Source organism: Streptomyces sp. NPDC055254 (genome assembly GCF_053606025.1).
On the sequence record NZ_JBSGQV010000014.1, the window covers coordinates 59,932 to 84,895 of the forward strand.

General features: G+C 75.0%; 22 protein-coding genes. 8 read left to right on the plus strand and 14 right to left on the minus strand.

Annotation, left to right across the window (positions count from 1 at the left end; translation table 11 throughout):
- Positions 1–11 precede the first annotated feature (11 nt).
- From ACWFQ8_RS16475 to ACWFQ8_RS16500, 6 genes are all read right to left on the minus strand, one after another.
- Positions 12–869 carry an aminoglycoside N(3)-acetyltransferase gene (locus ACWFQ8_RS16475; RefSeq protein ID WP_453786914.1) on the minus strand — a complete coding sequence of 286 codons (858 nt, stop codon included), beginning with the start codon at positions 867–869 and terminating at the stop codon, positions 12–14.
- Positions 866–3,166, minus strand: coding sequence for a radical SAM/SPASM protein FxsBH, inactivated beta-hydroxylase extension form (gene fxsBH / locus ACWFQ8_RS16480; RefSeq protein WP_453786915.1), 2,301 nt, complete (start codon positions 3,164–3,166; stop codon positions 866–868). The genes ACWFQ8_RS16475 and fxsBH overlap by 4 nt, the downstream gene beginning before the upstream one ends.
- Before the next feature lie 29 nt (positions 3,167–3,195).
- The gene (gene fxsA / locus ACWFQ8_RS16485; RefSeq protein WP_384536721.1) at positions 3,196–3,360 is read right to left on the minus strand and encodes an FxSxx-COOH cyclophane-containing RiPP peptide; all 165 of its coding nucleotides are present in this window, start codon (positions 3,358–3,360) and stop codon (positions 3,196–3,198) included.
- Between the two features lie 267 nt (positions 3,361–3,627).
- Positions 3,628–4,530, minus strand: a complete 903-nt coding sequence (locus tag ACWFQ8_RS16490; RefSeq protein ID WP_453786916.1) for an alpha/beta fold hydrolase — start codon at positions 4,528–4,530, stop codon at positions 3,628–3,630.
- 210 nt (positions 4,531–4,740) lie between these two features.
- The gene (locus tag ACWFQ8_RS16495) at positions 4,741–5,925 is read right to left on the minus strand and encodes an AAA family ATPase (protein ID WP_453786917.1); all 1,185 of its coding nucleotides are present in this window, start codon (positions 5,923–5,925) and stop codon (positions 4,741–4,743) included.
- Positions 5,926–5,947: 22 nt separating this feature from the next.
- On the minus strand, positions 5,948–7,096 hold the full coding sequence (locus tag ACWFQ8_RS16500; protein ID WP_453786918.1) for a DUF3533 domain-containing protein: 1,149 nt from the start codon (positions 7,094–7,096) through the stop codon (positions 5,948–5,950).
- Positions 7,097–7,264: 168 nt separating this feature from the next.
- Between ACWFQ8_RS16500 and ACWFQ8_RS16505 the strand changes: the two genes are divergently transcribed.
- From ACWFQ8_RS16505 to ACWFQ8_RS16515, 3 genes are all read left to right on the plus strand, one after another.
- Positions 7,265–10,984 (plus strand): DNA polymerase III subunit alpha, encoded by a 3,720-nt coding sequence (locus ACWFQ8_RS16505; RefSeq protein ID WP_453786919.1) that lies wholly within the window; start codon positions 7,265–7,267, stop codon positions 10,982–10,984.
- A 128-nt stretch (positions 10,985–11,112) separates the two neighbouring features.
- A complete protein-coding gene (locus tag ACWFQ8_RS16510; protein WP_453786996.1) occupies positions 11,113–12,096 on the plus strand; it encodes a DNA polymerase Y family protein in 984 nt (327 codons plus the stop codon).
- A gap of 167 nt (positions 12,097–12,263) precedes the next feature.
- Entirely contained in the window at positions 12,264–13,124 is an 861-nt protein-coding gene (locus ACWFQ8_RS16515) for an esterase/lipase family protein (RefSeq protein WP_453786920.1), read from the plus strand.
- A gap of 84 nt (positions 13,125–13,208) precedes the next feature.
- Here ACWFQ8_RS16515 and ACWFQ8_RS16520 read toward each other — a convergent pair whose 3' ends face one another.
- Complete coding sequence (locus ACWFQ8_RS16520; protein ID WP_453786921.1) at positions 13,209–14,297, minus strand: lytic polysaccharide monooxygenase auxiliary activity family 9 protein; 1,089 nt, start codon at positions 14,295–14,297, stop codon at positions 13,209–13,211.
- 239 nt (positions 14,298–14,536) lie between these two features.
- Between ACWFQ8_RS16520 and ACWFQ8_RS16525 the strand changes: the two genes are divergently transcribed.
- Complete coding sequence (locus ACWFQ8_RS16525; RefSeq protein WP_453786922.1) at positions 14,537–14,899, plus strand: hypothetical protein; 363 nt, start codon at positions 14,537–14,539, stop codon at positions 14,897–14,899.
- Between the two features lie 27 nt (positions 14,900–14,926).
- Here ACWFQ8_RS16525 and ACWFQ8_RS16530 read toward each other — a convergent pair whose 3' ends face one another.
- Positions 14,927–15,412, minus strand: a complete 486-nt coding sequence (locus ACWFQ8_RS16530) for a DUF402 domain-containing protein (RefSeq protein ID WP_453786923.1) — start codon at positions 15,410–15,412, stop codon at positions 14,927–14,929.
- Positions 15,409–16,350 carry an N-acetyltransferase family protein gene (locus tag ACWFQ8_RS16535; protein WP_453786924.1) on the minus strand — a complete coding sequence of 314 codons (942 nt, stop codon included), beginning with the start codon at positions 16,348–16,350 and terminating at the stop codon, positions 15,409–15,411. Before ACWFQ8_RS16535 ends, ACWFQ8_RS16530 begins: the two co-directional genes overlap by 4 nt.
- Positions 16,351–16,421: 71 nt before the next feature.
- On the opposite strand from ACWFQ8_RS16535, the gene ACWFQ8_RS16540 reads away from it, so the two are divergent.
- A complete protein-coding gene (locus tag ACWFQ8_RS16540) occupies positions 16,422–16,811 on the plus strand; it encodes a GntR family transcriptional regulator (RefSeq protein ID WP_453786925.1) in 390 nt (129 codons plus the stop codon).
- A 201-nt stretch (positions 16,812–17,012) separates the two neighbouring features.
- Here ACWFQ8_RS16540 and ACWFQ8_RS16545 read toward each other — a convergent pair whose 3' ends face one another.
- Positions 17,013–18,110 carry a DUF5925 domain-containing protein gene (locus tag ACWFQ8_RS16545; protein ID WP_453786926.1) on the minus strand — a complete coding sequence of 366 codons (1,098 nt, stop codon included), beginning with the start codon at positions 18,108–18,110 and terminating at the stop codon, positions 17,013–17,015.
- A 209-nt stretch (positions 18,111–18,319) separates the two neighbouring features.
- Here ACWFQ8_RS16545 and ACWFQ8_RS16550 point away from each other — a divergent pair, with 209 nt between their 5' ends.
- Positions 18,320–19,123, plus strand: coding sequence for an SGNH/GDSL hydrolase family protein (locus ACWFQ8_RS16550; RefSeq protein WP_453786997.1), 804 nt, complete (start codon positions 18,320–18,322; stop codon positions 19,121–19,123).
- 60 nt (positions 19,124–19,183) lie between these two features.
- Here ACWFQ8_RS16550 and ACWFQ8_RS16555 read toward each other — a convergent pair whose 3' ends face one another.
- Positions 19,184–20,314: a serine/threonine-protein kinase gene (locus ACWFQ8_RS16555; protein WP_453786927.1), complete on the minus strand. Its 1,131-nt coding sequence runs from the start codon at positions 20,312–20,314 to the stop codon at positions 19,184–19,186.
- A gap of 327 nt (positions 20,315–20,641) precedes the next feature.
- On the opposite strand from ACWFQ8_RS16555, the gene ACWFQ8_RS16560 reads away from it, so the two are divergent.
- Positions 20,642–20,911, plus strand: a complete 270-nt coding sequence (locus tag ACWFQ8_RS16560) for a hypothetical protein (RefSeq protein ID WP_266876723.1) — start codon at positions 20,642–20,644, stop codon at positions 20,909–20,911.
- Between the two features lie 56 nt (positions 20,912–20,967).
- Here ACWFQ8_RS16560 and ACWFQ8_RS16565 read toward each other — a convergent pair whose 3' ends face one another.
- The 3 genes from ACWFQ8_RS16565 to ACWFQ8_RS16575 all read right to left on the minus strand — a co-directional run bounded on the left by ACWFQ8_RS16565 (position 20,968) and on the right by ACWFQ8_RS16575 (position 24,063).
- Entirely contained in the window at positions 20,968–22,179 is a 1,212-nt protein-coding gene (locus ACWFQ8_RS16565) for a CaiB/BaiF CoA transferase family protein (protein ID WP_453786928.1), read from the minus strand.
- 106 nt (positions 22,180–22,285) lie between these two features.
- Positions 22,286–23,074 carry an ABC transporter permease gene (locus tag ACWFQ8_RS16570; protein WP_453786929.1) on the minus strand — a complete coding sequence of 263 codons (789 nt, stop codon included), beginning with the start codon at positions 23,072–23,074 and terminating at the stop codon, positions 22,286–22,288.
- Positions 23,071–24,063 carry an ATP-binding cassette domain-containing protein gene (locus tag ACWFQ8_RS16575; protein WP_453786930.1) on the minus strand — a complete coding sequence of 331 codons (993 nt, stop codon included), beginning with the start codon at positions 24,061–24,063 and terminating at the stop codon, positions 23,071–23,073. The genes ACWFQ8_RS16570 and ACWFQ8_RS16575 overlap by 4 nt, the downstream gene beginning before the upstream one ends.
- Positions 24,064–24,137: 74 nt before the next feature.
- Here ACWFQ8_RS16575 and ACWFQ8_RS16580 point away from each other — a divergent pair, with 74 nt between their 5' ends.
- Positions 24,138–24,923, plus strand: a complete 786-nt coding sequence (locus tag ACWFQ8_RS16580) for a TetR/AcrR family transcriptional regulator (RefSeq protein WP_453786931.1) — start codon at positions 24,138–24,140, stop codon at positions 24,921–24,923.
- Positions 24,924–24,964 lie beyond the last annotated feature (41 nt).

Consider the following 24,964-nt stretch of genomic DNA (forward strand, 5'->3'; position numbering starts at 1 on the left):
CGTTCAGTCAATCAGCATCTGTTTTCGGTCATCCACCCAAGGGCGTGATCCACGGCGTCCGGAACGGAGAAGAGCAGGGCTGGCGCCCCTCCCACCCGCCCCCTGCGTACCCGCGAATCCGGGAACGCGCCGCCGATCACCGCGAAATCGCTGTCGTCCAGCGCGACGTCCTCGTAGGCGGTCCACTCTCCCCCCGGCTCCTGCCCTCGCCGCCACCCCGGAAGGTTCACCTTCACCACACACTCGTACATGCGCAAGGGGGGCTTCGGAATTCGATACTCCGCGAGATGGAAAGCGGTGCAGGAGGAAAAGCCCACATTGATCATCAGTACCTGTCCTCCCTGCCGGCACAGCTTGCCCAGGGGGGACTCCTCTCCTAGATGGCTTTCCAGCCGGTGCCCGGAACAAAGCCGTTCCGCGTCCCCGCCGAGAGCGGCGAACGAGGTCTGCGGATGGGCGCTGCGCGCGGCCCCGGGCGAGGTGCGGACGGCCTCGGCGAAAGCGCCCATGCCCTGGCTCGGGGTGCTCGCCGGGTCGAAGGGGGGCATCCGGTCGCGGAACGCCCGCACCTCCGGCTCGGCCAAGCCCTCGACGAGGGCCAGGTGGGCGCCCGAGGTGGTGGAGTTCTCCGGGGTGAACGCCGGGACCACCAAGGTGCCGCGCGGGCCGAGAACGCCGGTCAGGGCGTCGCGAAGCCGTTCGGCGCGCAGCCCCGTCCCGCCGAGGGAGGCGTGCACGAGCAGCCGGGCGCCCGGCCGCACCCCGAGCAGCCGCAGCTGGACCGCCAGGCCCAGGGCGCTGCGCGGCCGCCCGGCGGCAGGAGGCTGCGGGGTGAGGGGGCGGGCCGGCGCGGAGCCCGGGGGCCTCACGCGTCGACCGCCTTGAGCTCCCAGCGCAGCTCCGCCACCAGCCGCTTGCCCGTGACGGTGAGTTCGGCCGCCTCCGCGAGCCGGTCCAGGGCCTGGTGGATCCGGTCCGCGCCGCCCGGCTCGGGGGCCGAGGTGGCCCGCCGGTACGCCTCGACCGCCACCCGCTCGTGCACGTCGGCCAGGAGCCGGGACACCGGGACCGGGTGCTCCCGCCACGGCGAGCGGTGTTGCCACTCGCCGTCCAGCGCGTACAGGTCGGCCACCTCGGTCAGCTCCCGCAGCCGAGCCCGCCGCCGACCCGTCAGCAGCGCGAGCGCGGTCTCGCGCACCCCTCCCGTGTAAGGGACCCCCAGCGCCCCCGGCCCGTGCCGGCCCGCCTCGCCCCAGTCACCGGCCCGCGGGCCCCCCGCGAGCGGGGTCAGCGTGGTCAGCCCGGCACCCGCCGCGCGCGCGAACCCGGGCACGCTCAGGTGCAGCAGCGCCCAGGCCGCGTCCAGCCGGCCCCGCCACTCCTCGGCCTCGCCGGCGCCGAGCCGGAGCCTGGGCGGGCGGGCGAAGCAGTTGCGGTCCGGGTCCAGGTCCTCCAAGGCCACCGGGGCCGCGTCGGGCCCGGGCGACCAGGTCCGTACGGGCTGCCAGCGGGCGTCCCCGGCCGCCGGCCCGAAGCGGTGCTCGGTGCGCCCGTCCCGGGCCGCGTACCCGTCACCGGTGGAGCGCAGCGTGGCCCGGCCGGCCGCGGCCGGCTCCCCGAGCCGCAGCAGGCCCAGGGTCGGCAGGTACACCTCGCCGTCCCGGTAAGCCACTTCGGCGGGCAGGTCCAGCCCGCCGCGCAGCACGGCGGCGGCGGCCAGCGCGGTCAGCCTGCGGGCCGCCCCGGCAGCGGGGCCCGGCCCGGCCGGGGCGGAGGTCCCCGCGCGCACCGCCTCCAGGGCGGCCAGCACCCAGGTGCGGGTGAAGGGGTGGTCCAGTACGGCGTCCAGCGCGCCCGCGCCCCGCTCCCCGGCACCCTCCACGGCCGCCAGCAGCTCCCAGGACCGGGCCCATTCGGGGTCGGCGGCCAGGTCCGCGTGCAGCCGGGCGAGCAGCACCCGGGTCAGCTCGGCCTGGGAGCGCGCGAGTTCGGCCGGGTCCGCGAGCTCGGGCGCGGTCTCGCGGGACGCCGTGCGGCCCTCGACGCCGTCCACGAGCTCGCGCAGGTCGGTGCAGTACACGGAGGGGTGGTCGAAGCTGCCGCCGCCCGCGCCCACTGCGCCGACCCCGCCGTCCTCGCGGTACCGGTGGGTGTAGAGGCCGCCTCCGCACGAGCGTACGACGGGGCAGCGCCGGCACGATGCGCTGACGCCCGCCAGACCCAGCTGCCGGGCGCGTACCCCGGGATGCGCCGCGACCTGGTCGAAGGCGTGGTCGAAGACGTTGAAGCCGGTGGCGGCGGCCCCCTCGAAGGCGCTCTTGAGCGAGTCCACCTGCTCCAGGGTGCCGTCGGTCTCGACGACGACGAGGTCGGTGGGCGCGAGCCCGAGGGACTCGGTGAGGCTGGGCCCGCCGCGCAGGGTGGAGAACAGGGATTCGAAGAGCCGTACGGGGACCGGGCGCCCGCGGCGCTCCCAGTGGTCGAAGACCCGCAGCAGCCAGCGCGCGTAGGCGTCGGGGGCGCCGTCGGGGCGGACCGGCGGGGTCTGCCAGGTGGCGTGCGGGAGGAGGAAGTCCACCCGCGGCGGCTCCAGTTCGACGAGCGCGTCCAGCACGGCCACGGGGTCGTTGGCCACGTCCACGGTGCAGAGCAGACCCTGGTAGAGGTGGCGGTAGGGGGCGGAGCGCAGCAGTGCGAGGGCGGCCAGCACCAGTGGATGGCTCGTACGGCCGTCCGCGAAGCGGCGATGGCGGTCGTTCGCCGACCGGTCCCCGTCCAGGCTGACGCCCACCCGGACGCCGAACTCGTCGAAGAGGTCGAGGTAACGCGTGCTGAGCTGGAGGCCGTTGGTGTGGATCCGCAGGTCGAGGGCGGCGGTCCCGGCGAGCGCCCGGGTGAACTCCTCGCAGACGAGACGGAGCCGGGCGGGGCCCGCCAGCAGGGGTTCCCCTCCGTGGAGAATCACCGTGACGGAGGGGAGTGCATGGTCACGGGCATGTTCGGCGAGCCGCGACGCGGTGTGGGCGACCACCTCGGGGGAGATCACTTTCGGCCGGGCTCGCCAGCTCTGATCTGCGTGTTCGTAGACATAGCAATGATCACAAGCGAGATCGCATCTGCTGTGAACTTTCAGGACGATCTCGCGAAATGCGATCAGGCCGGTCATTCCACCAGTCTAGAGCGCCTACTTCGGCGTCAGAGCGCGGAGTTGAAGATCGGTGACTGAACGGAACGACCGGATTCCGTCGGCAGCACGCGGCCGAGCGTCGCCGTCGCGGACGCGCTGCGGACGTCGATCCGGTCGAGCGGGACCCGGCGGGCCTTGACCGTGCTGGTCGGGGGGGTTGCGGAAGTGTTCACGACACCGTCCTCGGGGGGAAGCCATGTGGAATGGGCATGTGAATGACAACAACGACGCGCTGCTGTCAAGCGTGGACTTTACTCGGCCACATCCTATTGGCAACCGAGACATGACGCCTGGTCAACCGTTCTGCGGAAAGGGTGGCGCAATGCTTGAAGGGGTGTATTCCGGCCGTTCGCCGGAAGGCAAGATCCTTTTCTCCCCGGCGGCCGTCGCGGCCGTCAGAGGGTCTCCCGGCGCCCCGTCCCGATCCCGTCTCGGCGCGCCTAGGCCGGCTGCGGTTCGCTGAGCGGAGGCGCCGGCAGGTCGCGGAGCAGCCAGTTCAGTACGTCGGGCAGCGCGCGCAGGGCCGCGAAGTGCGCGGCGGCGGGGTCGATGGTGGTGGTGGCGCCCGGGATGCGCCGGGCCAGCCAACGGGAGTGGCCCACGGGGGAGAACACGTCGAGCTCCCCGTGCCAGATCAGCACCGGGGAGCGGATGTCCGCCGGGTCGAAGCCCCAGGGGCGGCTGAAGGCCAGGACGTCGTCGATCCAGCCGTACGCCGAATGGCGCAGCCCCTCCCGGTAGTTCCGCAGCAGCATCGACCGCAGACCGGCGTCCGAGACGATCATGCGGTCGTTGGCGGTCAGGTCCCGGCGCAGCTCGTCCAGCAGCCGTCCGGGGTCCTCGCGGATGCCGGCGGCGCGCGGTATCAGCCGGGCCGCCAACTCCTCGGGGTCGTTGGAGGCGGTGGTGTACTCCCGTACGTTCGAGGCGGCCATGCCGGCGAACCAGTCCAGGTCCTCGGCGTCCCGGGGGGCCAGACCGACCATCGCCGCGGTCCGGGTCACCCGGTCGGGAAGCAGGGCGGCGCAGGCCAGGGCGCCCGGAGCGCCGCCGGAGCGGCCGGCCACGGCGAAGGTGTCCAGGCCCAGGGCGTCGGCCACGGCGGCCACGTCGTGGGCCACGTCCGCGACCGTGCGGCCCGGGTGGCGGTCGGAGCCGCCGTAGCCGGGCCGGTCGTAGGCGATGAGCTGCATACGGCGCTGGTAGAGGACCATGCCCCGGGGGGCCGGGCCCAGCCGGCTGCCGGGCATGCCGTGGAGCAGGAACACCGGTTTGCCGTCCGGGTCGCCCCGGCGCTCCACCGTCAGAGCGCGTCCGTCCGCGGTGCGCACCTGATTGCGCACGCGCTCCCTCCTTCACGGTCGTATCGGGTCGTCACGGCTGATTGTGCGCGTCGGGGCAGGAGCGCGGTAGGGCGCACTTCCGGCGGAAATCCCTGCGAACCGGGAGCGGGCGGCGGGTTGTGCGGGCGGTGCGTCATGCGCGCGGTGCGTCCTGAGTGCTGGACCGACGGCGGGAGTGCGGGGGGACCGCCGCGCTCCCGCCGGGGGTCGTCAGCGTTGGGGCCAGTACCAGAGGGGTTCGTCCAGCGGGCCCTCGCGGCCGGCCACCTCCGTGCGGCCGAATTCCTTCAGCAGGGTGATCGTCCGCAGGTCCACGCGGTGCCGGCGGGTGCCCGCCGCCAAGGCGTCCGCCAGCGGGGTCGCGTGCGTGACCACCACCGTCTGGGTGTCCCGGCTCACCGTGAGGATCAGGTCCGCCAGCGGGGCCAGGAGGTCCGGGTGCAGGCTGGTCTCCGGCTCGTTGAGGACCATCAGCGCGGGCGGCCTCGGCGTCAGCAGGGCCGCCGCCCAGAGCAGGTAGCGCAGTGTCCCGTCGGAGAGCTCGGCCGCGCCCAGCGGGCGCAGCAGGCCCTGCTGGTGGAGCTCCAGCTCGAACCGGCCGTCCCGGTCGGTGACGGAGACCCGGGTGCCCGGGAAGGCCGCCTCGACGGCGGCGTCCAGCGCGGCGTGGTCGCCGATCTCCCGGATCGTCTGGAGCGCGGCCGGCAGGTCGGAGCCGTCGGCGCCGAGCACCGGCGTACGGGTGCCGATGCGCGGGGTCCGGGCGGGTGCCCCCGCGTCCGTGCGGACGTGGTCGTAGAACCGCCAGGACCGCATCCGCTCCCGCAGGGCCAGCAGGTCGGGGGCCAGCTGGGGGTCCGCGAGCTCGCTGAGCATGGAGTCGTAGGGGCGCAGGGCGTTCTGCGTACGGTGCCAGCCGCCGTCCGCCGTCCGCGTCCGTACGGCGGGCCCCGCCCGGTCGGAGAGCAGCGCCGCCGGTCGCAGCACCGGCCCGGCCCAGGTGCACTCGCGCTTGATCTCCGGGTCCAGGGCGAAGAGGGAGTTCGGGACCGGCGCCGGATGACCGAAGTCCACCGCGTAGCCGAACTCGTCCCCGGCGAAGCCCAGCCGCAGGCTGACCGGCTCGCTACGAACCGTGCCCTGGAGCGGCCGGTGCCCCTCGCGCACCGCGCGCCCGACCTTCTCCGGCCCCGCCCACAGCGTCGACGGGAGCCCGCCCTCCCGGGCCAGCGCCGCGATCGCGCCGCCCCGCGCCGAGTCGGCGAGGAGGCGCAGGGAGCGGTAGAGGCTGGACTTGCCCGTGCCGTTCGCGCCGGTCACGACGGTGAGTCGGCCCAGCGGGACGATCAGCTTGCGCAGGGAGCGGTAGTTCTCCACCGCCAGAGTGGTGATCACCTCTCGATGATGCGTGATCGGATCACCGGGCGTCCGCCCCCTCGGTGCCCGCGGCGCCCTCCGCGCCGGTGGTACCGGCGAAGCGGGGGACGGAGGGCGCGTCATCGGGCGGCCCGCTGCCCGCGGCGGCTCCGGCCCGGCCCCGGCGGAACACCGCGCAGGCCAGTGTGACCGCCGCGCCGGCGACCGCCCAGGCGGACAGCACCAGCATGGGGCCGCCCGCGTCGTTGCCCTCGAAGTAGGCGATGGATCGCGCGGCGTACGTACCGGCGCCCGGCGGCAGGGCCGGGCCGATGGTGCTCCAGAACGGCGGCAGCAGCGGGTACGGGTAGGCCCCGCCCGCGCTCGGGTTGCCGAGGACCACGACCAGCAGGATCGCGAGGCCGATGCCGACCACGCCCGCCAGCCCCTGGAAGGCCAGGGTGATGGCGCCGACCGCGAAGACCACCAGGGTGCCCAGCCCCCACAGACCCATGAGCGAGCCGGGCAGCGCGTCGAGCACCGGGCCCGCGATGACCGCGCCGAGCAGCCCCGCGACGACGGCGTACACGAGGAGCGCGCCGAGCCGGATGGCGGCGCGGGCGGAGTTCGCGGGCCGGGCGCCCGCGCTGATGGCGAGGATCGCGGCGCACAGGTAGCCGCCCACGCACCAGCCGACGACCAGGTAGAAGGCGCTCAGGCCGCGTCCGTCGCCGGCGGCCGAGGGGGCCACGTCGGTGACCACGACGCTGCGCCCCTGGCTCTTCTCGACCCGGCCGACGACCTCCTCGATCGCCTGCGCGAGCGAGGCCCCGGCGGCTCCCGCGACCAGCAGCCGGTCGGTCGTGCCGGCCGGGTCGATGATCAGCGCGCCGTCCACGTCCCGGTCGCGGATCCGGGCGACCGCCGCGGCCTCGTCCTCGACCGCGCGGGCGTCGAGCGGTTTGCCCGGCAGGGCGTCGAGCTGCCGCACGGTCCGCTCGGCGACCGGGGCGAGGGGAGCGGTCACCGCGATCGGGATCTCGTGGGGCTTCGGGTGGTGGAAGGCCCCGATGTAGGAGGTGATGAAGGCGAGCTGAAGGGCCAGCACTCCCAGGACCAGCAGGGCTGCCCGGGTGGTCACGGCGTCCTTGATCTCGGCGAGGAAGCCGCCGGACGGACCTGCGTCAGTGCTCTCGGTGGGCTGGGTCATGCCCCCCACGCTCGACGGACCGGCAGCGCGACGCAGCAGGGGCGGGCCGAATGGATGACCGCCGTATGCTCGAACATGTGTTTCGCACACGTATTCGAATTGCTCTATGGTGGGAGACGGGGAGAGGACGGGGGAGCTGTTCGGACCGAGCGAGGCAGGAGGCCGCGGGTGCCTGGTTTTACGCATCTGCACACCGTTTCGGGGTTCTCCGTGCGCTACGGAGGCTCCCACCCGGAACGGCTGGCGGAGCGTGCCGCCGAGCGGGGCATGGACGCCCTCGCCCTGACCGACCGCGACACCCTGGCGGGTGCGGTGCGGTTCGCCAAGGCGTGCGCCGAGACCGGCGTCCGGCCCCTGTTCGGGGCGGACCTGGCGGTGCCGACCGCGGCGGGCGGGTTCGGCCCCGGTGGCGCCGCGGCCGCGGGCTGCGGGGCCGGCGGCTCCGGTACGGTCGGTCGGTCCGGGCGGCCGGGGGGCGGTTCCGGGCCGGCCGGCTCCGGCGCGACGGGCCGATCCAGTACGGGCGGACCCGGTACGGGCGGCCCGGAAGGGACCGCCGGGCCGCGTGCGGGCGCCGGCTCCGGCGGGGCCCACCACTGGCGGCGCAACCCCGGCAGGGGCGGGGCCTTCGTCGACGAGTCCGCTCCGCGGGCCGTCTTCCTGGCCCGGGACGGGGCGGCCGGATGGGCCGAGCTGTGCCGGCTGGTCACCGCCGCCCACGCGGGAGCCGCCCCCGTCGCGACCGCGTCCCCCGAGGAGGAACCCCGGTCGGGCCGTTCCGCCCGGACCGCCGGAGCCCGGCCGGTGCTGCCCTGGGAGGCCCTGCGCGGGGAGGGCGTCCTCGTCCTGCTCGGGCCCGGCTCCGAGGTGGGGCGGGCGCTCGCCGCGGGCCGCCCCGACCGGGCCGCCCGGCTGCTCGCCCCCTGGCGCGAGATCTACGGCGACCGGTTGCGGCTGGAAGCCGTCCACCACGGCCGCGCCGGCACCGGGTCCGGCTCGCTCCGGCTCGCCGCCCGTACCGTCGGCTTCGCCGCCGAGCAGGGCGTCCGGGCCGTACTGACCAACGCCGTCCGCTACGCCGACCCCGGCCAGGGCCGCGTCGCCGATGTCCTCGACGCGGCCCGCCGCCTCGTGCCCGTCGACCCGCGCGGGCCGCTGGACACCGGCGAGCGCTGGCTCAAGGGGCCCGCCGCCATGGCCGAGGCCGCCGACGCGGTCGCCCGGGCGGCCGGTCTGCGCCCGGCCGACGCGCACCGCCTGCTCGCCGAGACCCGGCACACCGCCGAGGCCTGCGCCGTGGACCCCGAGGGCGACCTCGGCATGGGCTCCGTGCACTTCCCCGAGGCCCGGCTGGTCGGCGCGGTCCACCGCAGCGCCCAGCGGGTCCTCGCCTCCCGCGCCTCGGCAGGCATGGTGCTGCGCGGTTACGCGGACGACCGCGCGTACTGGGAGCGGATGCACGAGGAGCTCGACGTCATCGCCCACCACGGCTACGCCTCGTACTTCCTGACGGTCGCCCAAGTAGTCGACGACATACGGGACATGGGCATCCGGGTGGCCGCCCGGGGCTCCGGCGCCGGCTCCCTCGTCAACCACCTGCTCGGCATCGCGCACGCCGACCCCGTCGCGCACGGCCTGCTGATGGAGCGCTTCCTCTCCAGGCGCCGGCGCGTCCTGCCCGACATCGACATCGACGTGGAGTCCGCCCGCCGGCCGGAGGTCTACCGGCGGATCATCGGCCGGTTCGGCGCGGAGCGCGTCGCCGCCGTCGCCATGCCCGAGACCTACCGGGTCCGGCACGCCGTCCGCGACGTCGGGGCCGCCCTGTCGATGGATCCCGACGCGGTCGACCGCCTCGCCAAGGCCTTCCCGCACATCCGGGCCCGCGACGCCCGCGCGGCACTGGAGGAGCTCCCGGAGCTGCGCGACGTGCGCGGGGAGTCGTACGGGAGGCTGTGGGAGCTCGTCGAGGCGCTGGACGCGCTGCCGCGCGGGACCGCCGTGCACCCGTGCGCGGTGCTGCTCTCCGACGCCTCCCTGCTCGCCCGCACTCCGGTGGTGCCCACCAGCGGCGAGGGCTTCCCCATGTCCCAGTTCGACAAGGACGACGTGGAGGACCTCGGGCTGCTCGAACTGGACGTGCTGGGCGTACGGATGCAGTCGGCGCTGGCGCACGCGGTCGCCGAGATCCGGCGCGGCACGGGGCGGGAACTCGACCTGGACGACCCGGCGCAGGTGCCGCCGGGCGACCGGGCCGCCTTCGAGCTGATCCGCTCGGGCGAGACGCTGGGCTGCTTCCAGATCGAATCACCGGGCCGGCGCGACCTGGTGAGCCGGCTCCAGCCGTCGACCTTCGACGACCTGGTGACCGACATCTCGCTGTTCCGGCCGGGGCCGGTGGCCGCCGACATGGTGCGCCCGTTCATCGAGGCCCGGCACGGGCGGGCGCCGGTGCGCTTCCCGCACCCGGACCTGGCCGACGCGCTGCGCGAGACGTACGGAGTGGTCGTCTTCCACGAGCAGATCATCGAGATCGTGCACGTGATGACCGGCTGCGGACGGGACGAGGCGGACCGGGTGCGGCGCGGGCTGTCCGACCCGCGGTCGCAGGAGCGGATCAAGGTCTGGTTCGCGGAGGCGGCGGGCGGGCGCGGGTACCCGGCGGAGGTGATCGGGCGGACCTGGGAGATCGTGGAGGCCTTCGGGAGCGACGGATTCTGCAAGGCGCACGCGGTGGCCTTCGCGGTGCCCACCTACCAGTCGGCGTGGCTGAAGGCGCACCACCCGGCGGCGTTCTACGCCGGGCTGCTGACCCACGATCCGGGGATGTACCCGAAGCGGCTGCTGCTGGCGGACGCACGGCGGCGGGGCGTTCCCGTGCTCCCGCTGGACGTGAACCGGTCGGCGGCCGCCCACCGTATCGAACTGGTGTCCGATGAGGCTCGGGTGTGGGGGCTGCGGCTGGGCCTGTCCGACGTCCACGGCATCAGCGGGGCCGAGGCGGGCCGGATCGAGTCCGGGCAGCCCTACGCCTCCCTGCGCGACTTCTGGGACCGGGCGCGCCCGGGGCGCCCGGTGGCACAACGCCTCGCCCAGGTCGGGGCGCTGGACGCGTTCGGCGCCAACCGGCGCGACCTGCTGCTCCACTTGACGGAACTGCACGGCGCGCAGCGTTCCGCCGGCGTGCGCGGGCCGCAACTCCCGTTGAAGGGCGGCCGGTACACGGCCTCCATCGGGCTGCCCGACCTGACCGACGCGGAGCGGCTCAGTGCCGAGCTGGGGGTGCTCGGGACGGACGCCTCGCGGCACCTGATGGGGGACCACCAGGCCTTCCTGGCCGAGCTGGGAGTGGTCGCGGCCCGGCGGCTGCGGGACGTCGGGCACGGCGAGACGGTCCTGGTCGCGGGCGCCAAGGCGGCGACCCGGACCCCCCCGATCCGGTCCGGGAAGCGGGTCGTCTTCACGACGCTGGACGACGGCACGGGCCTGGTCGACCTGGCCTTCTTCGACGACAGCCACGAGGCGTGCGCGCACACCGTCTTCCACTCCTTCCTGCTGCTGGTACGGGGTGTGGTGCAGCGGCGGGGGCCGCAGAGCCTGAGCGTGGTGGGGGCGGCGGCGTGGAACCTGGCGGAGCTGGTGGACCTGCGGGCGACCGGCGGCCTCGACGCGGTCGCGGCGCGGCTGGCCGCCACCGGTGGCCGGGCCGGCGGTGGGGCGGGCGAGGGCGAGGGCGGTGGCGAGCCGGCGGCGGAGCCGGGCGGGGGCCGGCGGATCCGGCTGTCCACGGGGTACGAGACGAACCCCCGGGCCGACCTGCGGCCGCCGGGCGAGGGCCCCGCGACCGGACGCAAGCTCTGGCACTCCAGCCCCGGGAGCGCGGGATGAACGCGGGTACGGGCGCGAGGGCCGGCGCGGGTACGGGTACGGGTGCGGGCGCGCGCGGGAGCGCGGGCGCGGCGGCCGCTGCGGCCGGTGCGGGCGCGAGCACGGGTGCGGCCCCGGGAGCCGCGGTGATGTGCCTGCGGCTGCACCGGCCCGACGGGCTGCCGGTCGGGGCCCCCGAGTACGCCGGAGTGCTCGCGCTGCTCGGCGGTTTCACCCCGGACGTGCAGGCGCTGCCCCCCGACGCCGCCCTCGCCGACATCCGGGCCGCGCTGCGGTACTTCGGCTGCGACGCCGGCCGGCTGGCCGCCGTGGTCCGGGTCCGGGCCCTGGCGCTGCACGGCGTGGACTGCACCGCCGGGGTGGCCGGGAACCCCATGCTGGCCCGGGCTGCCGTCCGGGAGGCCCGTCCCGGCGGGGCCCTGGTGGTGCCCGCCGAGCCCGACGCCGTACGGGAGTTCCTGGCCGGCAAGCCCGCCACCGCCCTCGACGGGGTCGGCCCCGGCACCGCCCGCACCCTGTGCTCGTACGGCCTGGACTCCGTCGGCCGGATCGCCGCGGCCCCGCCCGCGGCCCTGCGGCGCATCCTCGGTGCCCGGCTCGGCCGCGAGGTGCACGAGCGTGCCCAGGGGATCGACCGGACCCCCGTCCGGCCGGGGGCGGCCGCCCCCGCCGTGGCCGCCGAGCGGGCGTTCGACCGGGACGAGCTGGATCCCGTACGGCACCGGCGGGCGCTGCTCTCGCTGACCGAGGAGCTCGGCGCGAGACTTCGTACACAAGGCGGCCGGGGGCAGGTCTGCCGCACCCTGACGCTCAGCGTCCGCTGCGCCGACCGCACCGTGCTCACCCGGACCCGCACCCTGGCCGAAGCCACCGCGCACTCCGACACCCTGACCGAAGTCGCCTACGCCCTGTACACCGGGCTGGGCCTCCAGCGGGCCCGGGTCCGCGCGCTGGCCCTGCGGGCCGAGGGGCTGGCCCCGGCCGAAGGGGCCGCGCGGCAGCTGAGTTTCGACCCGCAGGACGAGAAGGCGCGCCGCCTGGAGGCCGTCACGGACCGGGTCCGGGTCCGCTTCGGGCCGCACGTCATCGCCCGCGGCACGCTCGCCGCGTAGGTCCGCCGGGCGGCCGGGCGCGAGACACGCGAGTTTTTACCGACGCGTAACTTCCCAGTCTTGCTACCCGCCCGTAATTTAGCGGCAGCAGCTCCCCCTTGTGATCCGGATCACGGGACGAACCCCCACACCCCTCCCCTTGACCCCACCCGCGAGGAGATCACTCGATGCTGCCCTGGAGACGCCTGCTCCGCCCGCTGGCCGTCCTCGTCCTCACCGCCGCCGCGCTCGTCGCCCCCACCGGCGCCGCACAGGCGACGTCCGCTCCCAGCAGCGGCTGGAACAACTGGTCCTGCAAACCGTCCGCCGCGCACCCGCGCCCCGTCGTGCTCGTGCACGGCACCTTCGGCAACTCCGTCGACAACTGGCTCGGCCTCGCGCCGTACCTCGCGCACCGCGGGTACTGCGTCTACTCGCTCGACTACGGGCAACTGCCCGGCGTGCCCTTCTTCAACGGGCTCGGCCCCATCGACAAGTCCGCCGGCCAGCTCGACGTCTTCGTCGACAGGGTGCTCGCGGCCACCGGCTCCGCCGAGACCGACATCATCGGGCACTCGCAGGGCGGCATGATGCCCCGCTACTACCTGAAGTTCCTCGGCGGCGCCGACAAGGTCAACGCCCTGATCGGACTGGCCCCCGACAACCACGGCACCACCCTGCTCGGTCTCACCAAGCTGCTGCCGTACTTCCCCGGCGCCGAGGACCTGATCAGCTCCGCGACCCCGGGCCTCGCCGACCAGATCGCCGGATCCGCCTTCCTGACCAAGCTGAACGAGGGCGGGGACACGGTGCCCGGCGTGCGGTACACGGTGATCGCCACCAAGTACGACCAGGTGGTCACGCCGTACCGGAGCCAGTTCCTCGACGGGCCGAACGTGCGCAACGTCGTGCTCCAGGACCTGTGCGCCGTCGACCTCTCCGAGCACGTCACCATCGGACTCACCGACCGGATCGCCTGGCACGAGGCGCTCAACGCCCTCGACCCGGCCCACGCCGAACGGACCACCTGCGCGTCGGTCTTCGACTGACGACGCGCGGGCGGTCCGCCCGGTGCCACACCGCGAGGTGCCGTGCCGGGCGTCGCGACCCGGTGGACCTTGCCGGTCCCAGCACTAGCCGCCGTGCCGGCCCGTCGTCGTCGCACGACGGCGGGCCAGCCCGAACAGCACGGCCGCGCCCACGACGAGGACGCCGGCCCCGCCGACCGCGATGACCGGGGTGGCGCTGCTGCCGCCGGTCTCCGCGAGGCTCTCGCCCTGCGCGGGCCCCTGCGCACCGACGGGGACGGCGGCGGCCTTCCCGTTGGTCTTCGGGTCGTTGTCGCCGTGGCCGTAGTGCTCCACGGAGGACTTGGCCGCGCCGTCGGCGATCTGCTGGTCCGTCGGGGCGGAGGGCTGCTCGGCGGGCGGGGTGGCCGGCTGCTCCGTCCCGGGCGCGGTGCTCGGCGCCGCGGTGCCCGGCTTCGTGCCGGGACCGGCGCTCGGCTTGGCGCCCGTACCGCCGTTGCCGCCGGTGGAGCCTCCGTTGCCCCCGCTGCCCCCGCTGTCCTTGCCGAAGACAACGTCCGAGCAGGTGTAGAAGGCCTCCGGGCTGTCCGAGCGCTGCCAGATGCTGTAGACCAGGTGCCGGCCGGACTTCTTCGGGACGGTGCCGGAGAACACGTAGTCACCGTTCTGCATGCCCGGGTCGGTGACCTTCGCGAACGGCGCGGCCTCCAGGTCCGACCAGGCGAGCGGCTTCGAAGGGTCGTACCCGTCCTTCGTCACGTACAGCTCGAAGGAACCCCGGTGGGGCGCGGTCCCCTTGTAGCGGAAGGTGTGCGGGCCGGCCGCCAGCGGGCTCGCCGGCCAGTCGGCGCGCGCCAGGTCGAGTCCCTTGTACTTGCTGTTGCCCGCCGAGCACAGCTGCCCGTCCGGGATCAGCTCCTTGCTCCGGCCCGCCGCGTTGGCGATGTTCACCTCGTTCCAGTCGTAGAACGCCTGGGTCCCGCTCGCCGCGACCGCCGCCTTGCACGCCGCCGACTTCGGCGACTCCGGGCCCTCCGCGTAGCACGCCGCCACCCGGCTGACCGGGTCCGTCATCGATCCGTGGGCGACCGCGGGGACGGCGGCGTACGCGGCCACCGCGAGCGGGGCCAGGCCGGCGGCGGCGACACGGGTCAGGGTGCGGGCGGTGGTGGCGGGGGTGCGGCGTGCGGGCACGGTGGATCTCCTTCGGGCACGAGGCAGGGGCGCGCCATGGGGAGGAGCTGGGCGGCGCCGTCCCCAACGGGTCCCGGCACCGCCTCCAGTCCTCCCTGGCCCCGCCAAGCTAGCCCCCGCCGCCCCGTCCACCACCCCCTTGGCGCCCCCGCGGCCGATCCTTAGGGTCCCTTTAAGGAAGGGGTAAGAGGGGGCTCAGGAAGCCGGGTTGTCGGCCGCCGTGGGGCTACCCTCCGAGGATGCAGCGAGCTGAGGTCCTCAAGCGAGTCATCGGCATCCTCACGGAGGCCCAGGAGATCCGCCGAGCGGCGGAGGCCGGCGAGGACGACTCCGGCCCCGACACGGAGACGAGCGTGGTCACCAACCTGCTGAACGAGATGCTGCCCTCGATCAGCGTGCCGGCCGACGCCTCCCCCCAGCAGGTGGCCCGCCTGGTCGCGGAGGCGCTCGGTCCCGCCCTGCAGACCATGGTCGCCGGCTTCAGCCTGGCCTTCACCAGCCTCGCCATCGCGCACGACGACGGCCGGACGGACGTCACGGCGATCGAGGTGCTGCAGAAGCTCGCACTCGAAGTGGAGGCCGGCTACTTCGACGAGGACTGACGCCCCCGACCGCCGTCGCGCGACCCGCTACGCGAGGAGGGCGGGCAGGCCGGCCGGGGTGCGGGCCTGGTCGTCCAGGGCGTCGAGGGCGCGCACGGCCTGGGCGGCCGCCTCCGGGTCGCTGGTGGCGAGGCCGCTCGCGGCGAACTCGTCCTCGTCCAGCCGCAGCACGCGGGAGCCGTCCGCCGAGACCCACAGGTCGAGGTCCAGGTCCTCCACGAGGATCTCGCCGCTGCGGATCACCGCCGGGCGCGTGACGTCGCAGTACCAGCCCTTGAGGACGCCGTCGCCGGTCCACACCTCCTTGACCGCGTACCAGCGCGTCCGCCAGAAGTGCTCCACGAACACGTCGCCCGGCTCGAAGCGCACGAAACCGAAGTCCCGCACTCCCTCGGCCGCCCAGGGGGCGCGTACCGAGATCCGGTCGCCGTCGTCGGCGACGGCCGCCGCCGGATACCGGATCTTGACGCGTCCCGCCTTGACCAGAACGACGGTCAACTGCTGCCCGCTCATCGTGCCCCCAGCTTCTTCGTCCAGCGCGTCTCTGTCGCGCAGACCTCGTACCCGAACGCCTTGTTGATGGCCAGCATCGGCCCGTTGCCCGTGTCGTTCCCGGTGAACGCCTCCGTGTACCCGGCCGCGCGGGCCCGGTGCAGCGACACCGTCTTGGCCAGCTTGGCCAGGCCCCGCCCCCGGAAGGCGCGCAGGGTGCCCGTCATGGCCGAGCCGTAGCGGGCGGCCCCGTCCGTCTCCGCCGCGCTGAACGCCGCCACGGCGCCGTCGACCAGGACGACGGCGGTCAGGTCCCGGTCGAGTGACGGGTGGCGCCAGGTGTGCCGGAGCCAGTCCTCGTAGTCGTCGAGTTCGGCCCCGACGTCGCCCGGTTCGTCGGCGGTCGTCTCCGCGTCGGCCTCGAACAGCGGGCGCGGGTCGGCGGCGAAGGCGGAGCCCGGCCGCACCTCGACCCCGGGCGGCAGGGCGCCCGGCAGCGGGGGCAGCGCGGCGGTCGCGAGGTCCAGCCGGAGGAAGTGCGCGGAGCGCCCCGGGCGGTAGCCGCGCCGCTCGGCGAAGGCCCGGTGGGCGGGCTCGTCCAGCACCCAGGCGTACGTGTCCGTCGCGCCCCGGGCGGCGAGGTGCTCCTCGGCGGCGCGGAGCAGGAGGACGCCCGCGCCGAGACCCCGGTGCGCGGGGTCGACGTACGCGTTGACGAACGACAGGCCGGGCTCGGGGCTGTCGTATGCGATGCCGACCTGGGCGGTGCCGATGACCAAGCCGTCGCCGGTTTCGGCGACGAGGAGGCGGTAGTGCTTGTCGGGGTGGGCGCAGGACACCTCGAAGGCGACCGACTTCCCGGTGGTGATCACGAACGGCAGCGCGGCGCGGCGCACGCGGACGACGGCCTCCGCGTCCCGGGGGTCGCCCGGGCGGAGGTCGCGGATGAGAACGGTCATGGGGACGACGCTACGTTCGGGTGCGTGCCCGGCGCCTCCCAATTAGCCGCCGATGGGGGACAATCACCCCCGTGACCTCGACGAACCTGAAGATCGCCATCGACGGCTCGGCCGGCTCGGCCGCCCCGTACGAACAGCTGCGCGCGCAGATCGCGGACCGGGCCCGGTCGGGCAGGCTGCCGGCCGGCTTCAAGCTGCCGACGGTACGGGGGCTGGCGGAGGACCTGGGGCTCGCCGCCAACACCGTGGCGAAGGCGTACCGGGCGCTGGAGGCGGACGGGGTGGTCGAGACGCGCGGCCGCAACGGCACGTTCGTCGCGGCGGCCGGCGAGGGCGCCTCCCGGGAGGCGGCCGCGGCGGCCCAGACGTACGCGGAACGCGCCCAACGGCTGGGCCTGACCCGCGCGGAAGCCCTCGCCGCGGCCACGGAAGCCCTCCGCGCCCGGTACGCCGCCCAGTAACGGGCAACACCCCCAGCACGGTCCGCGGCCCGGCGGTCCCGAGGGGCCGGGCGATCCGAGGGCGCGGGCGAATCCAGCCCCGCCGGCGTTTGAGGCGCGGGTCCGGGCAGAGCCGGCGGCCCCGCTACCGGGACCGTCCCCGACCGGCGGCCGCCCCCGCCCGGAGCCCCCGCCGCCCGTACCCCCGCCCACCGCCGGAGGCTAGAGGTACAGGCCGGCCTCCGCCGTGTGCGGCTGCGGCGGCAGCACCGCCGCCGGCCCCGTACCGCGCCGCAGGGCGAACAGCTCCGCCAGGCTGGCACCCTCGCGGGACACCCCCTCGTCCGTGCCCAGCCAGTCCACCGCCTCCCGGTGGGTCAGCCGGCCGACCTCGATGCGGGCCAGGCAGCGGCCCGGCCGGACCACCGCCGGGTGCAGGCGTTCCAGGTCCTCGTTGGTGGTGACGCCGACCAGGACGTTGCGGCCCTGCCCCAGCAGACCGTCCGTCAGGTTCAGCAGCCGCGACAGCGCCTGCCCCGCCGTGTGGCGCGCCTCGCCGCGGATCAGCTCGTCGCAGTCCTCCAGCAGCAGCAGCCGCCACCGCCCCTTGGCCGTCCCCTCGTCCTCGCCGATCGCGATGTCCATGAGGTATCCGACGTCGTTGAACAGCCGTTCCGGGTCCAGGACGCAGTCCACCTGGCACCAGTCCCGCCACGAGCGCGCCAGCGTCCGCAGCGCCGAGGTCTTGCCGGTGCCGGGCGGGCCGTGCAGCAGGAGCAGCCGCCCCGCGATGTCGTCCGGGGTCACCTTCATCAGCCGGTCCATCGCCCCGGCCACCGGCGCGGTGTAGTTGGGCCGCACCTCGGCCCAGGTCCCCGCGGCGATCTGGCGGGTGGTCCGGTACGGGCCGCGCCGCGGGGAGACGTACCAGAAGCCCATCGTCACGTTCTCCGGCTGCGGTTCGGGGTCGTCCTGCACCCCCGCGGTGGCCTCGCCGAGCACGTCCGCGGCGAGGTCGTCGCTGACCGCCGTCACCGTGACGTCCGCGCCCCGGCTCCAGCGGGACACGAGCATGGTCCAGCCCTCGCCCTCGGCCAGGACGGCGCTGCGGTCGCTGTCGCGCGCCGAGCGCAACACGCTGGCCCCCGGCGGCAGCAGGCTGGCCCCCGCCTTGACCCGGTCGATCGAGACGCTGTGCGAGTACGGCTGCTCGCCGGACGCGAACCGGCCGAGGAACAGCGCGTCGACGACGTCCGACGGTGAATCGCTGTCGTCGACGTTGAGCCGGATCGGCAGCGCGTCATGCGGGTTGGCTGGCATGGCGCCCATGATCCGGCACACCGTGCGCCCGTGCACCCGTGTTTCCCCGGAACGAGTGCCGGGAGTCCCTCTTCAAACGCGTGAGGGCGTGAAGGTTCGGACCGCAACCCGCCGCGAAACATTCTTGGCATGGACACTTCCACACGTCCCCGGCTCCTTGTACCACGGACTCAGGAGTAACCCCCACAAGGAGCCGCATCCCCATGAGCATGAGACTGACGCGCTTCGCTGCCCTGACCTCGTCCCTGTTACTCGCCGCGGGCGCCGCCCTGTTCGGCGCGGGCCAGGCGGCCGCCGCCCAGGCCGACTTCGGATACGTCGCCCTCGGCGACTCCTACTCCTCCGGCGTCGGCGCCGGCAACTACGACAGCGGGAGCGGCAACTGCAAGCGCACCCCCCGCGCCTACCCGGCCCTGTGGGCCGCCGCCCACGCCCCGCAGACCTTCTCCTTCACCGCCTGCTCCGGCGCCCGTACGGGTGATGTCCTCAGCGGCCAGCTCGCCCCGCTGAACTCCGGTACCGACCTGGTCTCCGTCACCGTCGGAGGCAACGACGCGGGATTCTCCGACGTCATGACGACCTGTGTGCTCCAGTCGGAGTCCACCTGCGTCGGCCGCGTCAACCAGGCCAAGGCGTACGTCGACTCCACCCTGCCCGGCCAGCTCGACCAGGTCTACAACGCCATCGACAGCCGCGCGCCGAACGCGCGCGTCGTCGTCCTCGGCTACCCCCGCTTCTACAAGCTGAACGGCACCTGCACCGCCGGCCTCACCGAGGGCGAGCGCGCCGCCATCAACGGCGCCGCCGATCACCTCAACGCCGCCATCGCCAAGCGCGCCGCCGACCACGGCTTCACCTTCGCCTCGGTCGCCGGAGCCTTCACGGGCCACGAGATCTGCTCCGGCAGCGCGTGGCTGCACAGCGTCAACTGGCTGAACATCGGCGAGTCGTACCACCCCACCGCCGCCGGACAGTCCAGCGGCTACCTGCCGGTCTTCACCAACGCCGCCTGAACGGACGGCGCCGCGGGACTCCGCGGGACCGGACGAGGAGGAGACCCCTGCCGGGGTCTCCTACCCCAGCAGCAGCCAGCCGAGCGCGCCCACCGCCAACAGCAGGAAGACCACCCCGACGGCGAGGACCAGCACCGCCCGTCCCGGCCGCGGCGCCGGATCGCGTCCCGCGTCCCCGGCGGGCGGGCGCGGGGGCGGCGCGGGCTCCGCGGGCGCGTTCCCCCGTACCCCGCGCCGGGCGCGGCCCCCGCCGTCCCCGTCGCTCCCGTTCCCGTCCCCCCGCTCGGGCGGGCGGGGCGGGTCCGCCTCCGGGGCGCCGGGTCCCGACACCGGTCCGCCCGAGGCCCGTACGGCGCCGCCCGCGCCCACCACCCGCAGCATCCCGGCCGCCTCCGCCGCCGACAGCCGCCCGTCCGGGTCCTTGCGCAGCAGCCCCTCCAGCACCGGTCCCAGCGGCCCGGCCCTGCGCGGCGCCGGCGCTCCGCCCTCCCGTACGGCCCGCAGCGTGTCCGACCGGGTCGCCCGGCGGAAGGGCGAGACCCCCTCGACGGCCAGGTACAGCAGCACCCCGAGCGCCCACAGGTCCGATCCGGGCCCGGGGTCGCCCCCCGACACCCGCTCCGGCGCCAGGAATTCGGGGGAGCCCGCCGTCCCGCCCGCGGCGGTCGACCCCGGGGAGCCCTCCGGGACCGCGACCCCGAAGTCGCTCAGCAGCACCCGCCCGTCGTTGGCGAGCAGTACGTTGCCCGGCTTGACGTCCCGGTGCAGCACCCCCGCGTCGTGCGCGGCGCGCAGAGCCGCCAGTACCTGCTCCCCGATGTGCGCGGCCCGCTGCGGGGGCATCGGGCCCTCCGCCTCCAGGACCTCGGCCAGCGACAGCCCGCGCACCAGCTCCATCACGATCCAGGGCCGCCCGTCCTCGGAGGCCACGTCGTGGACCGTGACGACCCCGCGGTGCGAGATGCGGGCCGCCGCCCAGGCCTCCCGCTCCAGCCGCCGGTACATCCGCCGGAGTTCGGCCGCCTCCAGCCCCGCCGGTGCCCGTACCTCCTTCACGGCGACGTCGCGGGACAGGACCTCGTCCCGGGCGCGCCACACGAGGCCCGTCACTCCGCGGCCGAGCGGCTCCAGCAGTCGGTAGCGGCCCGATATGACACGATCGGCCCCCGATTCCCCGCCGGTGTCGCGCACGTCACTCCCCATCCCACTCACACGAGCCCCCTCCGCGTGTCCCGGCGCGGCGTGCCCCTGTGCGCCCCCGCGCACCCTCGGGTCACCGGTCGATCACTCCAAGTTAGCGCAGCGGGCGGGAAGTGGCGCCCGTCGTGACGTGACTTGCACCGACAGTTCCGAGCCTCTCGAAACCTGTGCGGAGAGTAACGGTCGACTTCGCTGAGTAACCGTCAACTCCCCGTCGCCACAGGGGTAATTCACACCACCGGGATACCCGGGGGCGACGCGGGGGCGATAGGGTTAACCTGCCCGGGCCGGGTGCCCTCGTACGGGTGGGGAGAGAACATGGAACAGATAGCAATGCGCAGCAGGCCGCCTCGCGTGCCTGCCATCACCTGCGGCAGCGGTGCGACCAGCTCGCGCCTCGACCGCCATCTCGCCGTGCTGGGCGGACCCGCCGTCCCGCACCGGGAGGCCGCCGAGGCGACGCTGCTGATGCGCGAGCTCACCTCCCGCGACCACACGCACCGCCTGCGGAGCCGGAGCGCGCGCGTCTCGCTCTTCGCGCCGCTGCGTCGCCTGCGTCGCACGCTCTTCGGCAGCCGCCGCTCGTAACTGCCCCCGCGACGAGGCCGTTCACCTGCGGCCCCGGCACCTCCGGCTCCCCGGCCCTACGCGACCACACCATCCCGGCGCAGTGCTGCGATCTGCTCGTCCGACATCCCCAGGGCGTGCAGCAGGGCCCCGGTGTGCTCGCCCAGCGCGGGCACCGCACCCATGTGCGGTGCCGCGCTGTCCGGCAGTCCGATGGGCGGCAGCAGCGCCCGCAGCGGACCGGCCGGTGAACCCACCTCCCGCCAGCGGTCGCGCGCCGCCAGCTGCGGATGCCCCGCCAGTTGGGCCACCGAGTTCAGCCGCGCGCACGCGATGCCCGCAGCCTCCAAGCGTCCGATCGCCTCGTCCGCGCCCAGCAGGCCCAGCGCCCGTGCGACCACCGCGTCGGTCTTCTCGCGGTTCGCGGTGCGCGCCGCGTTCGTCGCGTACGCCGGGTCCCGCGCCAACTCCGGTACATCCAGTACCTGTTCGGCGAGACGACGCCACTCGCGGTCGTTCTGCACCGACAGCAGCACCCGATCCCCGTCGGCCGTCGGGTAGGCGTCGTAGGGTGCGATCACCGCGTGCGCCAGCCCGGTCCGCACGGGCTGCCGACCGCCGTGCATCGTGTGGTGCAGCGGGTGCCCCATCCACTCGGCGAGCGCGTCGAGCATGGACACCTCCACCCTGCCCCCGCGCCCGGTGGTCCCGCGCCGCAGCAGCGCGGCGAGCACACCGGAGAAGGCGTACATGGCCGCCGCGATGTCCGCGGCCGGGATCCCCGCCTTGACGGGCTGCTCCGGGGTGCCGGTCACCGACACCAGCCCCGCCTCGCACTGCACGAGCATGTCGTAGGCGCGCTTGTGGGCGTACGGGCCCTGCGCGCCGTAGCCGGACACGTCCACGGCGACCAGCCTCGGGTAACGGGCGCAGAGCGCTTGCGAGTCGAGCCCGAGCCGGGCGGCGGCGCCGTGCGCGAGGTTCTGCACGAAGACGTCGGCGCCGGCCAGCAGGCCGTGCAGGACCTCCAGCCCGCGCGGGTCCTTCAGGTCGAGCGCGATCGACTCCTTGCCCCGGTTCGCCCAGACGAAGTGCGAGGCCAGGCCGTGCGCGGCGGTGTCGTAGGCGCGGGCGAAGTCGCCGCCGTCGGGGCGCTCGACCTTGATCACCCGGGCGCCGAGGTCGGCGAGCTGGCGGGTGGCGAAGGGGGCCGAGACGGCCTGTTCGACGGCGACGACGGTGAGTCCGTCCAGGGGGAGGGGCTCGGGCTGGTGCGTGTCAGTGCTCATGACAGCCGTGCCTACCCGGTCCGGCGGCTCCTGTCACCCCGTGGGGGTGAACGCCGGGGGCGGAAGCCTCGGTGTCGTGCGCGACGGCCGGACCCCTGCGGCCCGCTCAGCCCCGACCGCGCGCGAACCGGCGGGTGGCCAGGGGGACGAACACCGCCAGGAGCAGCGCCGACCACAGCAGCGCCCCGGCGACCGGATGCGCGGCGGGCCAGGCCGCCCCGGCGGCGGCCTGCCCGCCGGCGTTCCCGCACAGTGCGCGGACGGCGGTCGCGACCGCGCTGATCGGGTTCCATTCCGCCACGCCGCGCAGCCAGCCGGGCAGTCCGTCGGTCGGCAGGTAGGCGCTGGAGAGCATCGGCAGCACGAAGGTGGCGCCGCCGAGCTGGCCCGCCGCCTCCTCGCTCCGGCTCAGCAGCCCCAGGTACGTGCCCACCCAGGCGGTGGCGAAGCGGAACAGCAGCAGCACGCCGAGCGCCGCCAGCGCGCCGGGCAGTCCGCTCTCGATCCGCCAGCCCATGGCGAGCCCCACCAGCATCAGCGGGACCATCGAGACCCCGGTGGTCAGCAGGTCGGCGCCGGTCTGTCCGAGCGGGACGGCGCTGCGGCTCATGGGCAGGGTCCGGAACCGGTCCATCACCCCCCGGTGTGCGTCCTGCGCGGCCGTGAACAGGCCCGTCATCAAGCCGTTCGCGGCGGTGGCGGCGAGCAGTCCGGGCACCAGGAACTCGCGGTACTCGGTACCGGGCATGGCGAGCGCGCTGCCGAAGACGTAGCCGAAGAACAGCAGCATGGTGATCGGCATCGTCTGCGTGAGGATCAGCAGGGCCGGGGCGTGCCGGGCCTTCTGCAACTGGCGGACGAGGACGGCGCTCCCGTCGGTCAGCAGGGTGCTCATGCGGCGTGCTCCTTCGCGGCGGTGGCGGTGGCGGGGACGGTCCCGTCGGCGGTGCGGACCCGGGTGAGGCGCAGGAACACCTCGTCGAGGGTGGGCGGGCGCAGGCTCGCGTCGGTGACCGGGACGCCCGCACCGTCGAGCTCCCGGACGATCCGCGGCAGGGTGAGCCCCGGGTCCAGCACGGTCACGCCGACGGTGAGGCGTTCTGCGTCGAGCACGGGCCGCCCGCCGGTGAGCCGGTCGAGCACGGCGGCGGCGCCCGCCAGTGCCTCCGCCGCCGGGACGGTGACCTCGGCGTGGGCCCCGATCCGCGCCTTGAGTTCGCCGGGGGTGCCGGTGGCGACGGCCCGGCCGCGGTCGACGACCACCACGTCGTCGGCGAGGCGGTCGGCCTCCTCCAAGTACTGGGTGGTGAGCAGCACCGTGGTGCCCTCGTCGGCCAGCGCCCGTACCGCCGTCCAGATGTGGTCCCGCGCCGCCGGGTCCAGCCCGGTGGTGGGTTCGTCGAGGAACAGCACCTGGGGCCGGACGATGAGGCCGGCGGCCAGGTCGAGGCGCCGGCGCATGCCGCCGGACCAGGTCCCGGTCACCCGGTCGGCCGCGTCGCCGAGACCGAAGCGCTGCAGCAGCTCGTCGGCGCGGGCCCGGCCCGCGGAGCCGCGCAGTCCGGTCAGCCGGGCGAAGAGCCGGAGGTTCTCACGGCCGGTCAGATCCCCGTCCACGGAGGCGTACTGGCCGGTGACGCCGATGGCGCGGCGGACGGCGGCCGGCTCCCGCGCGACATCGTGGCCCGCGACGAGGGCGCGGCCGCCGGTGGGCGGCGAGAGGGTGGTGAAGATCCGGACGGCCGTGGTCTTGCCCGCGCCGTTGGGGCCGAGGAGGCCGCAGACCGTGCCCTGGGGCACGGCGAGGTCCAGGCCCCGCAGGGCGTGGACCTGACCGTAGCTCTTCTCCAGACCTTCACTAAGTACAGCGTACGTAGTTGTCATGCAGCGCACCCTACCTCACTACGTACGCCGTACGTAACTAGGATGGTGGGCGAGACGGACGAAGGTGATGAGCGATGACACCCAGCGGGCGCCCCGCTGAACCCGAAGTGATCTGGGCCCGCCCGCAGCGGGCCGGTCGCGGGCCCCGGCCCGCGCACAGCCGCGAGTCGATCGCGGCCGAGGCGGTGCGGATCGCCGACGCGGAGGGGATCGAGGCCGTCTCCATGCGGCGCGTGGCGGCCGGGATCGGCGCCGGGACGATGTCCCTGTACAACTACGTGCCGCGCAAGGAGGACCTGTACGAGCTGATGGTCGACGCCGTCAGCGCCGAGTACGAACTGGCCGCGCCGACCGGTGACTGGCGGGCCGACCTGCTCGCGCTCGCCCGCCAGACCCGGGCACTGATGCACCGGCACCCGTGGCTGCCCCGGCTGCTGAGCCCCGTCTACGGCTTCGGCCCCAACGCCCTGCGCTACCTGGAGCACAGCCTGGCCCTGCTCGCTCCGCTGGAGGCGCCGGACGGGGAGAAGCTGGAGCTCGTCGCGGCCGTCAACGGCACGGTGGCCACGTACGTGGCGGGCGAGCTGGCGCTGGCCGAGCGGGCCCGCTCGCTGCCGTGGAGCGAGGCCGAGGAGCACGCCGTACGGGCGGCCTGGCTCGGGTCGCGCCTGGCCACCGGGCAGTACCCGCGGCTCACCGCGGCCCTCACGGGCGCGCCCGCACCGGCTCCCGACGCGGGGCCGGCGGGGGGAGGGGCTCCGGTGGCGGCGCCGGCCGTCGAGTCCGTGCCCGGTGCGGGACTGGACATGAGCGCGGTCTTCGACCGCTCCCTGGCCCGGCTGCTGAACGCCTGGGGCTGACGGCGGACCGCCGCGGACCGGGCGGTGTGCGGGCGGGGCGC